Genomic DNA, 13,907 nt, shown 5'->3' on the forward strand with positions numbered 1-13,907 from the left:
TCTCTCATTGACGTGCGCGCTTGAGCGTCTCTTCAAGTGCCTCTGGAAGCGGCGCTTTAACCGTCACAGGTCTGCCGTTACCAGGCTCTGGAAAGGTCAGCGAGCGAGCATGTAGAAAGAGGCGGCCCAAGCCCAATTGCTTGGTCAGCACTGCGCTTTCACGGGTCGCGTATTTATCATCACCCAATAGCGCATGCCCTGCATGGGCAGCGTGCACGCGAATTTGGTGAGTGCGACCGGTCACTGGCTCCGCTTCGATCAGCGTGACTTTTTCGAACGTCTCGACCACGGAGAAGTGAGTGCGTGACACCTTACCATTGGGGTCTACCCGCACGCGCCGCTCGCCGTTGCCTGCATCGAAACGATCCAGCCGCGCGCTTTCGTAGGTTTTGCGGGCAGGCCAGCGTCCGGCCACCAGCGCCAAATAGCGTTTGTCCATGCCGTGTTTTTTCAAAGACTCGTTGAGAGTAACCAACGCATCACGGGACTTGGCGAGCAGTAAACAGCCGGAAGTATCGCGATCGAGACGATGCACCAACTCCAAGAACGTCAGGTCGTCACGCACTTGGCGAAGAGCCTCGATCAAGCCAATCTTGACACCACTTCCCCCATGGACGGCCAAGCCCGACGGCTTGTTCATCACCATCCAGTCGGGCCCTTCCATGATCACGCTGCCCACCAGCAGGTCGCGCAGATTATCGCTGACTTCTTTCACCGCCTCTTTAGGGGCAAGACGCAGCGGCGGCACTCGCACCAAATCACCCGACTGCAGGCGATAATCGACTTTGACCCGTTTTTTATTGACCCGAACTTCCCCTTTACGAACGATACGGTAAATCAGTGCGCGGGGAGCCCCTTTTAATCGGGTCATCAAAAAATTATCGATTCGCTGACCTGCTTGTTCCGGGGCGATTTCCACCCACTGTACTTCACGCCCTTCGGACATTGCCGCTTACTCCTGGTGACATTCTTTGACGTCAGATTAAAAACGGCATTCTAACGTAGAGCTCCCGGCATTGCGTCAATTGCTGGTGGTTGTCTTTACTGTTATATTCCAAAGCGCTCATCGGCCAACGTGGCCGGGCCGAACGTGGCCCGCTTTTATAACATTGGTATAAAGAAGGATGTTCCACGTTTTGGCTTCGCACCTGCACGACCAACACGCAGGTCAGAGCGCACTCAGTAGTGATAAGTGTACGCACTACCTACTGACAACGTATTGAAATGTAGTAACTCTGTCGTTTGACACCCGTCGGACGAGAGAGAACGTCAGGCTCGGCCAGAAACGGCGGGCCCGTCACTAATTAAACGTTACGCCTCAGCCTTGCAGCCTCTTTTCGTCACAAGTCGTTGCAACGCTAGGGCGCTAAGATCAACGCTGTGCCGATACCGGCGTTGGCGAATCGATGAATGCCAGGTGTAGGCGGTGTCAGCAGAGCCGGATGGACGTGACAGCCACCGAAACATGTTCTGCCGCCGCCACGTACTCAACGCCCTTTCGGCCGGGTCGGCACGACTGCCTTCCCGGCTTAATGCGTCAGCATAACCATGCGCCGAGCACAAGCACGCAGCACCCAGCGATTCGCCGACGCACGCTTTCAAAAGTATGTCGGCACGCCATGCTACGTGAGACAACATGAAACGGATGCTAATTAACGCGACCCAGCCTGAAGAGCTGCGGGTCGCACTGGTAGATGGACAGCGCCTTTACGATTTGGATATCGAATCCGGCGCTCGGGAACAGAAAAAAGCCAATATTTATCGGGGTAAGATCACCCGAGTAGAACCCTCTCTCGAAGCCGCGTTCGTGGACTTTGGTGCCGAGCGCCACGGTTTCCTTCCTCTGAAAGAGATCTCGCGCGAATACTTCATCAAAGACGTCTCTGGTCGCCCTAGCATCAAAGAGGTGCTAAAAGAGGGCCAGGAAGTCATCGTTCAGGTCGATAAAGAGGAACGCGGCAACAAAGGCGCAGCGCTGACCACTTTTATCAGTCTCGCGGGTCGCTTTTTGGTGTTGATGCCCAACAACCCACGCGCAGGAGGGATTTCACGCCGTATCGAGGGCGATGACCGCAGCCAGCTCAAAGATGCAATGGGTCAGCTCACCGTTCCTGATAAAATGGGACTGATCGTTCGTACGGCCGGCATCGGACGTAGCTCCGAGGAGCTACAGTGGGACTTGGATTACCTCGTTCAGGTGTGGGAGTCCATCACGACGGAAGCAGGCAAACGCTCGGCACCGTTTCTGATTTACCGTGAATCCAACGTAATCATTCGCGCCATGCGCGACTACCTGCGCCAGGATATCGGCGAGGTATTGATCGATAGCCCCGAGATTCACGCCGAGGCGCTGGCGTTCATTCGCCAGGTCATGCCCTCGTACCAACAGAAGATCAAGCTCTACGCGGACGAAGTTCCGCTCTTCTCCCGTTTCCAGATCGAGTCGCAAATCGAAACCGCCTATCAGCGGGAAGTGAAGCTGCCATCAGGCGGCTCGATCGTGATCGACCACACCGAAGCGCTGGTCTCGATCGACATCAACTCCGCCCGTGCCACGCGGGGTAGCGATATCGAGGAAACGGCACTGCAAACCAACTCGGAAGCCGCCGACGAGATCGCCCGACAGCTGCGCCTGCGGGATATTGGTGGCTTGGTCGTCATCGACTTTATCGACATGGGGCCCGCGCGCAACCAGCGTGAAGTCGAAAACCGCATGCGCGATGCCTTGAAGCTGGATCGCGCGCGGGTTCAAATCGGTCGCATTTCTCGCTTTGGTCTGATGGAAATGTCGCGCCAGCGCCTGCGCCCTTCTCTCGGCGAAACCAGCGGCGTGGTGTGTCCGCGCTGCAACGGCCAGGGCACCATTCGGGACGTACGCTCACTATCACTCTCGATCATGCGTCTAATCGAAGAAGAAGCCATGAAAGAGCGCAGCGCCCAAATACGCGCCATCTTGCCAGTGTCCGTGGCCACCTACTTGCTGAACGAAAAGCGCAGCGTGCTGGCAGACATAGAGTCACGCCAAGGGGTTCGCGTGGTCCTGCTTCCCAGCCCTGACATGGACACGCCGCATTATGATGTCCAGCGCCTGCGGGATGATCATTTAGACGAAGATGATAGCCACTCGCTCTCCAGCTTCGAGCTGTCGACCGACACCGACGTCGGCAAAGAGCCAGACCCAAGCTTTGCGCCCCCTGCTCAGCGTGCCGAAGCTGCCGTGAAGAGCGTCGTACATAACGCCCCGGCGCCTGCATCGCTACAAACCGAAGAAGCGTCTGCCAAGGTAGCCGCCGCTCCAGCGCCGACCGCCGAACAGCCCAGCGTACTCGGCCGCTTCATTCGCGGCTTCGCCAAGCTATTGGGCGGCGATGACAGCGCTCAGCAGACGGCTAAAGAGGCAGAAGCGCCACGCAGGCAGTCCGAGCAGCCAAGCCGCCCGCCACGCAACGAGCGCCGCAGCAAACCGGCCCAGGAGCGCAGCGACAGCACGCCTAAGCAGGAACAGCGCAGCGATAACGCCAAGAACGATCAGCGCGGCAACGCGGCGGGAAACACCGGATCACGTAATGAAGATGCCAGCGATAAGCGCAGCGGCCCAAGCCGTACGCGTAATCGCCGCCGCCACCCCCAACAGGACGATAGCAAAGGCCAAGAGAACGCGAAAAACCCGCGTCAGCAGAGCCCGAAAGAGAGCGTAAAAGAGAACCCGAAAGAGACCTCCAAGGAGGAGTCTGGTAAACCTCAGGAGCCTCGTCGCGACAAGCCACGGGAGAACAAGCCCAAGCAGGAAGAGCGCGCACCTGCGGCGCAGGCCGACGACAGCCAGCAGGATGACGGCAAGCCAAAGCGCACCCGCAACAACCCGCGTAACCGCTCGCGTAAACAAGCGCTCAATCCGCAGGCGGAAGCCGAGCAGTTGAAGCTGCAAGCCGAAGCCGCAAAGGCTCCCCAAGCCACTGATGGCATGGCCGACACAGCGCCTGCTGACGTGACACCCACGGTTGAGGCCTCCACACAGACAGCCGAAGCCTCTCAGGCAACGGCCACCGAGGCACCGACTGATGCCGCGACCCTACGAAGCGATCAGGCCGACCAGACGTCTGCAGTGAGCGCTGGCGAAGGTACTGGCGGAAGCACTGGAGAGAGCACCAAAGAGAGCACTCCCACAGAGCGCGCAGTCAACAGTGCCGACAAAGTTCGCAAACCGACGCGCCAGCGTCGTCAATCCAAGCCGGAAGCCACCGCTCAAGAAGCAGCGGCACCGAGCAGACCGCAGCCCGAGCCCGCCTCCACGGAAGCAGCTAGCCACGCGGAGCCTGACGACGCTACTACAGAACGCGCACGCACCGCGGACGTGCAGCAAGAACCCCACGTAGAGTCGTCAGCAGTTGAGGTGCCCAAAGCCGAAGTGCCGGATGCAAGCGTTGACGATGCGAGCGATGCTCAGGCTCAGCCAACTGATCACGCAAAGGCGCCGCAGGCCACGAACGCGCCTCAAGCGCCCGCGGCCACTCCGGCAGAGACCGAGGCAAGCAGCGCTGCGCCTGACAAAGCACACGCCCAAGCGGCGAAGACCGACGTATCGGTAGCGCCAGTAGCAGACGTCGATGCCCAGCCCACGGCAGAAGCGGAGCAGGACAACGTTGACACAGCGCCCTCTGCGAAGCCTGAAGACGACGCACCGACCTCCGAGGCGGCCACGCCGGCAAGCGAACGAACTGCCGAGAAGACGCCCGGCGATGCCGTCGCCGACGAAGCGACATCAGCGACTGCCCATGCGTCCGAGCAGAAACCCGCGGCCACTGCCTCGACCGACGAGGTGTCTGCGCCAGCGCCAGCTAGCATTGCCACCGACGAAGAAGCGCCTAAACCCCGCCGTCGTCGCCGTCGTGCCCATAACGATCCGCGTGAGCTGCGCAAGCAGCAGAACGCTCAAGGTCAGAACTCGCAAGAGTAACGGCCAAGCACAAAAAACCCCGCCTCGGCGGGGTTTTTTATAGCTACTCGATGCTTTGCTTAAACCACGCGAGGCTCGGGCTCCAGCGTGACGGCAAACCGATCGTATACAGCGTTTGCCACGCTTTCAGCAAAACGCAGCAGCCCAGGACGGTCGCCTCCCCCGAAGTGCACGAGTACCAGGGCTTGACGCTCATGCACGCCGAAAGCGCCGTCACGATAGCCCTTCAAGCCACACTGATCTATCAGCCATCCTGCCGCCAGCTTGGTTTGGTGGTGAGCTTGAGGAAAGTGCGGCATCTGCGGATATGTCTGTAGAAGGCGTTGCGCTTGAGACTCGTCCACCACCGGGTTCTTGAAGAAGCTACCCGCATTGGCGAGCACGGCCGGGTCTGGCAGCTTCTCTCGACGAATGGCGCAAACCGCCTGAGCGACCGCCAGTGGCGTGGGTGAAGCCGTCACACGAGAGGCCAAATCGCCATAGCCCAGCACGGGACGTGGGCACTCGGAGAGCCGAAGTGCCAGTTGAGTAATCACCACTCGACCAGCCAGTGCCCGTTTGAAGATACTATCTCGATAGCCGAACTGACAGGCCTGAGCGCTCAACCAGCGCACCTCGCCCGTGGCCAATTCGACCACCTGGACACCTTCCAGCACATCGCTCAGTTCGACGCCGTAGGCCCCAATGTTCTGTACCGGCGCCGCACCGCAATCACCTGGAATGAGCGCTAGATTCTCCGTCCCCCAAAGCCCTCTGGCCGCCAAGGCCATGACCAGCGAGTGCCAGTTGACGCCAGCGCCGACGAACGCCACGACGCTCTCGTTCTGGCGCTCCAACCACCAGTGGCAAAGCGCTGGGCGCAGCGCCATGCCCATGAGAGTAGGTGGCAAAAGTACGTTGCTGCCACCGCCGAGCAGCGTTATGGGCCACTGCCGAGCATGAGCATGGTGAAGCGCCGCCTGTAGGCTCGTTAGCGAAGTGGGCGCGGCATAGTGCTCCACCTGACAAGGCAGACGCAGCGTATTGGCGGCAGACAAATCCACCCAGGCTGCTGGTTGATTCACAGCGTCAGCGACCACGGGTCAACTCGTCGATCAATCCGGCACTGGCCTGCTCGATCATGTCCAATACCTGCTCGAATCCCTCCTCTCCGCCGTAGTAGGGATCAGGCACATCCGTATTGGGCAACCCGGCATACGCCAATAGCAACCCTGTTTTGGCTTGACTATCGGCGGGCTGTAACGCATGGATGGCCGCCAAGTTGTCATGATCCATACCTAGCACGTAATCAAACGCATGGAAGTCGTTCGCGGTTAGCTGTCGGGCACGCAGGTGGCTGATGTCCACGCCACGCCGACGTGCGGCCGCCTGGGCACGCAGGTCAGGGGCTTTACCCACGTGCCAATCGCCTACGCCGCAGGAGTCGATGTCGACAAGATGAGTGAGCCCTGCACGCGCTAACGCCTGCTGAAATACGCCTTCCGCCGTGGGCGAGCGGCAGATGTTGCCCAGACAAACGAACAGTACGCGTGTCATGACCGCCCCTCCTCTACCGCCAGCAGCGCTCTGACACGCGCTAGATCCTCTTGCGTATCCACACCGGCAGGATTCACCGCGCTGGCCAACGCCACTTGAATCGCGTAGCCATGCTGGAGAGCGCGAAGCTGCTCTAACTGCTCCAATTGCTCAAGCGTGGAGGTCGGCAAATCCTGATAAGCTGCCAAAAAGCTAGCCCGATAGGCATAGATACCGATATGGCGTAGCCATGCATCGGTTTCCAATAGGTTGGGCTGGCGTGTGAAGTGCTCCCGATCCCACGGAATCGGTGCTCGAGAGAAATAAAGCGCACGCCCTTGCAATGAGCGCACGACTTTCACCACGTTAGGATTGAAGAGCGTATCTACATCCGTGATCGGTTCCGCCAACGTGGCCATCGCAGCATCGGGATCATCGGCCAAGCGATGCGCCACTTGGTCGATGAGTACGGGAGGAATAAGCGGCTCATCACCCTGGACATTGACTACCAGCGTCTCGTCGTCGAGACCGAGCTGCTCGACGACCTCGGCCAGTCGATCAGTACCTGACGGGTGATCGTCGCGCGTCATGACGACGTCTGCACCGTAAGGCAGCATGGCGTCGCGAATGCGATCATCATCGGTGGCGACCACGACGCGGCTTGCCTGACTTTTGCTGGCACGTCGCCACACATGCGCCACCATCGGCTCTCCCGCAATGTCTAGGAGCGGCTTCCCCGGCAGCCGCGAGGAGCCAAAACGAGCGGGTACTACGGCGATGAACGGCGTCGACGTGTCTCCCATCACGCCTCCCCAGTGCGGCCAGGCGAAGTAGCGAGTTTTTCATCGGCATCCATGCGTCGCGCCTCTTCAGGCAGCATGACAGGAATGCCGTCCTTGATAGGGTACGCCAACCCGTCGTAATGGCAGCAAAGCTCCTGCGCATCTCGGTCATACTTCAGTTTGCCGTTACATAGTGGGCAAACCAGCATCGCCAATAATTCCTTATCCATCGGTGCTTCCCCTTTGAGTCAAGTCGGACAGCTTATTGAGCAGCCAGTCCTCGAATGCGTGTGGAAGTTGCGCTTCCACGTCTAATACCCAGCTATCAGGCGGTGCAAACGCCTGACACTTCACGGCGTCTTTGGCCGTCATGATAACGGGGCGTTTCGATACGAACTGAAAGGTGCTGGTATCGAAAGGCTGATGGTCATTCAAAGGGTGCATCGCTCCGCTAACACCCAATGATCGAAGCGTATCGAAAAAGCGCTGAGGATTGCCAATTCCCGCCATCGCATCGACAGGAAGAGAAAATGGCAGCGGCTGAAGTGGCCACTCCTGCCCAGTCTTCAAGTAGCGCCAACGCGTGGGTACAAGTGTCATGGACACCCCCTCAATACCCAGCGGACGCTGAGGAGTTCCGTTGATGATCACTGCATCTACGCTCGCCAACCGCGCCGGCGCCTCCCTCAGTGGACCCGCCGGAAGACAACGGCGATTGCCGAGCCCTCTAGCACCATCAACCACCACTAACTCAATATCGCGTCCCATCGCCAAGTGCTGCAAGCCATCATCGCTAATTAACACGTCGCACCCCTGCCGCATCAGCATATCGGCCCCGCGTGACCTCTGCGGATCGGCAACGACCGGTACCCCGGTCTGCTGAGCTAGCATGAGCGGCTCGTCACCGCTATGATGCGGGTCGGTTGACGGCGTTACCAGCAAGGGATAAACCGGCGCCTTTCCGCCATAGCCACGTGTGACGATACCCGGTGAAAACCCTTGCATTTTGAGCCAACGGCTTAGCCATGCGACCAGTGGCGACTTACCGGTTCCCCCCAAGGTAATATTACCGACCACGATCACCGGCACTGGCGCTCGCCATGTTGGCTTATCACCACGACGGTAAAGCGCCGCTCTCCGCCTCATGAGATAACGGTATAAAAAGCCGAGCGGATAGAGCGGCGTCAGCCACGCGCTGCCTTCATAGGCGGCTTTCAGCCAGCGCTGCGACAAGCTCATTCACTCTCCTGAAACTGAAGCTGATGGAGGGCTGCGTAGGCACCGGCTTTTTCCAACAGCTCAAAATGCGTCCCCTGCTCCACGATGCGTCCCTGATCCATCACCAGGATACGGTCGGCACGCTCGATGGTAGAGAGGCGATGGGCGATCACTAGCGTGGTTCGCCCCTGACAGACGTGTTCCAGCGCTTTTTGAATATAGCGCTCGGATTCGGTATCGAGGGCGGAAGTCGCTTCATCCAAGATCAAAATAGGCGCATCTTTGAAGATCGCCCGAGCGATGGCAAGCCGCTGACGCTGACCGCCTGAAAGCATGACACCATTCTCCCCTACTATCGTCGCGAAGCCTTCGGGCAGCTTTTCGATGAACTCGCTGGCATAGGCGGCTTCGGCGGCGGCTTTGATAGCGACAGGATCAGGATCTGCCTCCCCATAGGCAATGTTGGCGGCAATCGATGCGTTAAACAGCGTTACCTGCTGGGAGACCAAAGCAATGTTCTGGCGCAACGGGCCTAAGGCATACTCGTCAGCATTGACGCCATCGATCAAGATACGCCCTTCACTCGGTCGATAGAAGCGCGGTAGCAGGCTCACTAAAGTGGATTTTCCGCTCCCCGAGCGCCCCACGATCGCCACCAACTCGCCGGGGGCAACGTCGAGATCAATGTGGTGCAGCACATTTGGGTGGTCGTCGTCATAGCGAAAGCTGACATCCTCGATCACCACGTGGCCACTCAGTTTGTTGGGTAAGCGTTTGCCCTCGTCTTGTTCAGGCGTCAGATCCAACAAGCCAAACAGCTCGGACGCCGCGGCAATGCCTTTCTGAATCTCACCGTTGATTTCGGTGAGCTGACGAACCGGTTTGATCATCAGCGCCGCTGCCGTAATGAAGGCAACGAACTCACCTGGCGTCATGTCTTCCATGAGTGAAGGTGCCATGGCCAGCCAAACCAATAGCGCCATGGAAATCGCCACCAGCATTAGCACCACAGGCGAGCTGACCGCGCGCGTCATGGCCTCCTTCATGCTTTGGCGACGGTTCTCTTCACTGACCCGTTCGAAACGCTGCTTCTCATACGCTTCTGCACCGTGGGTACGCACCACTCTGTAACCGGAGAGCGCCTCTGAAGCAACGTGCGTCACATCACCCATGGAGTGCTGAATGCGCTTGGAGATACGTCGAAAGCGCTTGCTTACATAGCTCACGACACCCGCAATGATTGGCGTGACGCCCAGAAACAGCAGTGTCAGCATCCAGTTGGTCCAGAATAGATAACCGATCAGCCCAATGACGAACAGCCCTTCTCGTAAAATGATCGTGACCGCATTGGTGGCGGCGCCCGCTACCTGCTCGACATGATAAGTGACGCGTGAGACCAGATGGCCGCTAGAGTGGTGATCGAAGAAGCGCCCCGGCAGGTGCAACAAATGGGCAAATACGTCGCAGCGAAGGGTGTGAATGACATAGCGTCCAACGTAAGCCATGAAATAGGTGCTCAAGAACGTTCCTAGTCCGCGAGAGGCGAACATGAGCACGACGAACAGCGGCAAAAACAAACGAAAAGCGGCATCCGGATTCTGGATGCCGTCAATCAGTCGCTTCATCATCTCCGCCAGCGCCGTGCTCGATGCGGCATAAATCACGAACCCTACCACCGCTAGCGCAAACGCACGCCAGTGTGGCTTTACGTACCCCAATAACCTTCTATATAACATCCAACCTGAATCAGTCACACGCGCTCCCGGCAGTAGTGTGCAGTGTCGGCGATTCTACCTGATGGTGGCCCGCTTCAACACCGCTGATGACCACCTACAAGAACGCGCAGAGGCCGCAGCTCAATAGGCTGTTGCGGGATAAGCGAAAAACGCAGTGCGCCATCGTGGGCAGTGCTCCACAGGCAGCTCTTCTGCTGGCGAAAGCGACGCACCACCTCATCGGCGGGATGCCCGAACGGATTACCCCTTCCTGCGCTAAACACGACGTGGCGGGGAGAGGTATCGCGCACGAACTGAACGCTAGAGCTTGTCGAGCTGCCGTGATGCCCTGCCACTAGGACGCTTACCGGGCCATCGAACTGGTTGAGCAGCTGTCGCTCGACCTGTCGCCCGACATCTCCTGTCAATAGCAAACGATGTTCGCCGACCTCTACCACCAACACGCAGGAGCGGTCGTTCGAGGAGAGCGCATTCTCCCCTTTCGGTGGCCAAAGGATACGATAGCGAACACCGTCCTGTTGCCACTGCTGCCCCTGCTGGCAAGGGTGACTGTCCACCGGCAACACTTCCCCCTCAGGAGCCCACCACTGGCGGACGCGGTGTTCGGATAGCAGTGCTTCGATGCCACCGGCATGGTCGGTGTCCGCGTGACTGACGATGACTCGATCAATGAGCTGGCCAGGGGGCCACAGGCTTTGCAGAGGCATGAAGCCGCTACGAAAACGCGGCCCCGTATCATATAACATCCGATAATGGACGCTGCGCAGCTCGACCAACTGACCTTGCCCCACGTCATAGACGGTTACGTCCAGCCGTCCAGGGGCTAGCGTCGGCTCTCTAGGCCATAAGGGGAGTATCGCGACGAGCGCCAGTGATGCGATACCCAGCCAACGCGGAATGGCGGGCAGCCCCCAGCACAGCGATACCAGCACTAGGCTACCCGCCAGGGGATAGACCATCGATGAGGGCGGCTGCCAAAGAGGTGCTGCATCGACCGCGAGGCGCAACAGCCAGTGGAACCCTCCCAACGCCTGCTCGAACGCCCACCACGTCAGCGCGCCCAGGCCAGGTAGCGGTGAGAGTAGCCAACCAAGCAGCGCGCTAGGCACCATTATCGAGCTAACCCACGGCACGGCGATCAGATTGACCAGCGGCGCCACGGGGGCTACTCGCCCGAATGCCAGCAGCACTGCAGCGGCCATCAACGGCGCGAGCAACAGTTGCGAACGCAGCAGCGCCCAGCACCACCCCCTTATTCCCACGGGTCGGGGACGCCCTTGCCATAAGAGAATGAGCCAGCCAACCGCCAGAAACGATAGCCATAGCCCTGGCCGCCAAAGCGCGAGAGGATCGAAGAATAGTACCAGCGCTAAGGCTAACCACCACGCCTGCCAGGAGCCGGGGGCATGGCGTCCACTAAGCACCCATAGACCCAGCAGGGTCATGATCATCGCCCGCATCGCCGGGGGTGCCAGTCCCGCCAGTGCCGCATAGGCAATGGCCGCTGCCCCCGCCAACCACCAGGGCCATGTTCGCAGGCGCCAATCAGTGGGTGTTATCAGACGGGCGCCATAGCGACCCAATAGCAGCACGAAAGAGGCCACCAACCCCACGTGAAGGCCAGAAATCACCACCAGATGCGTGGTCCCCGTAGCGTTCAACAGCGTCCAGTCGTCTTGCGTGAGCTGTTCGCTATCGCCCAGCGTCAATGCCGCCAACCACCGCTGGGTGCGAGGCGCCAAAGGACTCTGTGCCAAATAATCCTGCGCCCAAGACCGCAATCGGGGCGTCGCCGCAGCCAGCTTCTGGGGCGCAGGATTCGCGCGTACGTAACCCGTGGCATGTATCCCTTCGCGCCACAGCCACTGCTCGTAATTGAACGTATGCGGATTGAGAAATCCAGAGGGCGGGCGCAGCCGCACGGTCATCCGCCAGCGCTCGCCTGGGGTGAAAGCATGGTCGTATGCGCTAACCCTGACACTTCCCAATCGCTCGCAACTAGGTAAGTGTCGAGGGGCCGTACAGCGTTCGACCTTCAAGCGCAGCCGCCTTGCGCCCGGCTGCTCTTGCACCTCAGTGATGTAGGCGTCGATGACGATATCCTGCCCGCTCAGTCCGACGGGCAGTTGGCGTGACCACTCTTGCTGAATGCTCACCGCAACGACTGCAGCAATGAACAGCCACGGTAACGCGTTAGGACGAGAAGCCAGACACAGCAGCACGCCCATGCCCATGACGGATGGAAGCCACCATGGGCCGCTCTGCGCCCCGGTCCACCACGCGAAAAAACCGCCTATCAGCGCCGCGACTGCCGCGGGCATCGCGATGCCTTGGCCCATGCACCCCTCCCTGGTGGCTCACCATTCCTGCATGCGCCATAGCCGAAGCCCTGCGCGATATGGATAATAGCAACAACTTATTTCAAGAGTACCTGACATGCCGCGCCGTTTCCTGCAGCGCTACATGCCAAAGCCCGACACATTAAAGCGTCAGCGCTCGCTGCGCTTCATTGCACCGCTAATTGCGGATCCGGGCCTATGGCTACTGACCCGACGCAGCGTGGCCAACGCGTTCAGCGTCGGGTTGTTCTGTGCAATGCTGCCCATCCCCTTTCAGATGGTAGTGGCAGCATTGGGCGCGCGGCTGAGCCGTTGTAACTTGGCCCTCTCGGTCGGCCTGGTATGGGTCACCAACCCGCTCACCATGCCGCTGATTTTTTACGTCAATTATCGCATCGGTACGTTTTTGCTAGGCGCCCCTGCGCGGGAGGCTCCTTCACGTATTTCGACGCGCTGGATTGCCGAGCAGATGCACGACATTCTGCCGCCACTGTTGCTGGGATCATTGATCACAGCCCTCGTACTGGCCATTGTTGCGAACATCGGGATTCGCTTAATCTGGCGCTGGCACGTCTCCCATAACTGGAAACGCCGCCGCCTTAAAAGACGGCGGCGCCGAGCCCGCATCGAATCGGAGTTTGACGATTGACTCACCTCGCCTGAGCCACCAGGCGGCCTCCATCCAACTTCATCACCCGATCTTGGTGGGCGGCAAGGCTCACATCGTGAGTAACGATCACAAAGGCACAGGCGCTCTCCTTGGCCAGCTCGTCCATCAAGCTCAGAATGGTGGCAGCGGTAGCTTGGTCGAGGTTACCCGTTGGCTCGTCCATCAAAACCAGACTTGGGTCTGTGACGAGTGCTCGGGCAATCGCTACCCGCTGGCGCTCGCCTCCAGACAGCTCACCTGGCTTATGATCGGCGCGAGCCTTCATACCTACCCGCTCTAGTAACCCCATGGCACGCTGCTCGGCAGCTTTTTTCGACTGACCACGAATGATCAGCGGCAGTGCCGCGTTCTCGACGGCCGTGAATTCCGCCAGCAGGTGGTGGAATTGATATACGAAACCGATGTACTGGTTGCGAAAGCGGCCCAGTGCGGCTTCGTTCAATCCCGACAGCGGTTCGCCGCCAATCACCACGCTGCCTGAGCTGGGTCGATCCAGCCCTCCTAGCAGGTTCAACAGGGTCGTCTTGCCCGACCCGGAACTACCCACGATCGCGACGCGCTCGCCCGCGTGCACGGTGAGTTCGAGCTGATCCAGCACGGTCAGATCCTGTGGGCCTTCGCTGTAAACGCGGGTAAGCTCGCGGCATTCCAACATGATGGCGTTGGCGTTGGTTGGCGTCATCTGAGCCT

General features: G+C 59.4%; 11 protein-coding genes. 2 read left to right on the plus strand and 9 right to left on the minus strand.

What is annotated here, in order from left to right:
• Nucleotides 1–4 precede the first annotated feature (4 nt).
• A complete protein-coding gene (locus tag MHM37_RS01670; RefSeq protein WP_153842893.1) occupies nucleotides 5–946 on the minus strand; it encodes an RluA family pseudouridine synthase in 942 nt (313 codons plus the stop codon).
• 690 nt (nucleotides 947–1,636) lie between these two features.
• Here MHM37_RS01670 and rne point away from each other — a divergent pair.
• Nucleotides 1,637–4,957 (plus strand): ribonuclease E, encoded by a 3,321-nt coding sequence (rne, locus tag MHM37_RS01675; RefSeq protein ID WP_239295631.1) that lies wholly within the window; start codon nucleotides 1,637–1,639, stop codon nucleotides 4,955–4,957.
• 59 nt (nucleotides 4,958–5,016) lie between these two features.
• On the opposite strand, the gene murB is transcribed toward rne, so the two are convergent.
• Genes murB through MHM37_RS01710 form a run of 7 tightly spaced genes read right to left on the minus strand, consistent with a single transcriptional unit; the run spans nucleotide 5,017 to nucleotide 12,547 of the window.
• The gene (gene murB / locus MHM37_RS01680; protein ID WP_239283988.1) at nucleotides 5,017–6,036 is read right to left on the minus strand and encodes a UDP-N-acetylmuramate dehydrogenase; all 1,020 of its coding nucleotides are present in this window, start codon (nucleotides 6,034–6,036) and stop codon (nucleotides 5,017–5,019) included.
• Nucleotides 6,026–6,493: a low molecular weight protein-tyrosine-phosphatase gene (locus MHM37_RS01685; RefSeq protein WP_139527217.1), complete on the minus strand. Its 468-nt coding sequence runs from the start codon at nucleotides 6,491–6,493 to the stop codon at nucleotides 6,026–6,028. Before MHM37_RS01685 ends, murB begins: the two co-directional genes overlap by 11 nt.
• Nucleotides 6,490–7,275, minus strand: a complete 786-nt coding sequence (gene kdsB, locus MHM37_RS01690; RefSeq protein ID WP_239295630.1) for a 3-deoxy-manno-octulosonate cytidylyltransferase — start codon at nucleotides 7,273–7,275, stop codon at nucleotides 6,490–6,492. Before kdsB ends, MHM37_RS01685 begins: the two co-directional genes overlap by 4 nt.
• Complete coding sequence (locus tag MHM37_RS01695; protein WP_219861082.1) at nucleotides 7,275–7,484, minus strand: Trm112 family protein; 210 nt, start codon at nucleotides 7,482–7,484, stop codon at nucleotides 7,275–7,277. Before MHM37_RS01695 ends, kdsB begins: the two co-directional genes overlap by 1 nt.
• A complete protein-coding gene (gene lpxK, locus MHM37_RS01700) occupies nucleotides 7,477–8,493 on the minus strand; it encodes a tetraacyldisaccharide 4'-kinase (RefSeq protein WP_219861085.1) in 1,017 nt (338 codons plus the stop codon). The genes MHM37_RS01695 and lpxK overlap by 8 nt, the downstream gene beginning before the upstream one ends.
• The gene (gene msbA, locus MHM37_RS01705; protein WP_139527213.1) at nucleotides 8,490–10,226 is read right to left on the minus strand and encodes a lipid A export permease/ATP-binding protein MsbA; all 1,737 of its coding nucleotides are present in this window, start codon (nucleotides 10,224–10,226) and stop codon (nucleotides 8,490–8,492) included. Before msbA ends, lpxK begins: the two co-directional genes overlap by 4 nt.
• Nucleotides 10,227–10,282: 56 nt before the next feature.
• Nucleotides 10,283–12,547: a DNA internalization-related competence protein ComEC/Rec2 gene (locus MHM37_RS01710; protein ID WP_239295629.1), complete on the minus strand. Its 2,265-nt coding sequence runs from the start codon at nucleotides 12,545–12,547 to the stop codon at nucleotides 10,283–10,285.
• 97 nt (nucleotides 12,548–12,644) lie between these two features.
• Between MHM37_RS01710 and MHM37_RS01715 the strand changes: the two genes are divergently transcribed.
• Nucleotides 12,645–13,196, plus strand: coding sequence for a DUF2062 domain-containing protein (locus MHM37_RS01715; RefSeq protein ID WP_139527211.1), 552 nt, complete (start codon nucleotides 12,645–12,647; stop codon nucleotides 13,194–13,196).
• 1 nt (nucleotide 13,197) lies between these two features.
• Here MHM37_RS01715 and MHM37_RS01720 read toward each other — a convergent pair whose 3' ends face one another.
• On the minus strand, nucleotides 13,198–13,899 hold the full coding sequence (locus tag MHM37_RS01720) for an ATP-binding cassette domain-containing protein (RefSeq protein ID WP_153842886.1): 702 nt from the start codon (nucleotides 13,897–13,899) through the stop codon (nucleotides 13,198–13,200).
• Between the last annotated feature and the right edge of the window lie 8 nt (nucleotides 13,900–13,907).

Origin of the sequence: Halomonas sp. MMH1-48, assembly GCF_022348105.1 — a bacterium.
Taxonomy (GTDB): domain Bacteria; phylum Pseudomonadota; class Gammaproteobacteria; order Pseudomonadales; family Halomonadaceae; genus Vreelandella; species Vreelandella piezotolerans.

Excerpts from the sequence above, each read along its gene's own strand:
- MHM37_RS01670 (WP_153842893.1), bottom strand. The coding sequence starts at position 946 with ATGTCCGAAGGGCGTGAAGTACAGTGGGTGGAAATCGCCCCGGAACAA.
- rne (WP_239295631.1), top strand. The coding sequence starts at position 1,637 with ATGAAACGGATGCTAATTAACGCGACCCAGCCTGAAGAGCTGCGGGTC.
- MHM37_RS01685 (WP_139527217.1), bottom strand. The coding sequence starts at position 6,493 with ATGACACGCGTACTGTTCGTTTGTCTGGGCAACATCTGCCGCTCGCCC.
- kdsB (WP_239295630.1), bottom strand. The coding sequence starts at position 7,275 with ATGGGAGACACGTCGACGCCGTTCATCGCCGTAGTACCCGCTCGTTTT.
- MHM37_RS01695 (WP_219861082.1), bottom strand. The coding sequence starts at position 7,484 with ATGGATAAGGAATTATTGGCGATGCTGGTTTGCCCACTATGTAACGGC.
- lpxK (WP_219861085.1), bottom strand. The coding sequence starts at position 8,493 with ATGAGCTTGTCGCAGCGCTGGCTGAAAGCCGCCTATGAAGGCAGCGCG.
- MHM37_RS01710 (WP_239295629.1), bottom strand. The coding sequence starts at position 12,547 with ATGGGCCAAGGCATCGCGATGCCCGCGGCAGTCGCGGCGCTGATAGGC.
- MHM37_RS01715 (WP_139527211.1), top strand. The coding sequence starts at position 12,645 with ATGCCGCGCCGTTTCCTGCAGCGCTACATGCCAAAGCCCGACACATTA.
- MHM37_RS01720 (WP_153842886.1), bottom strand. The coding sequence starts at position 13,899 with ATGACGCCAACCAACGCCAACGCCATCATGTTGGAATGCCGCGAGCTT.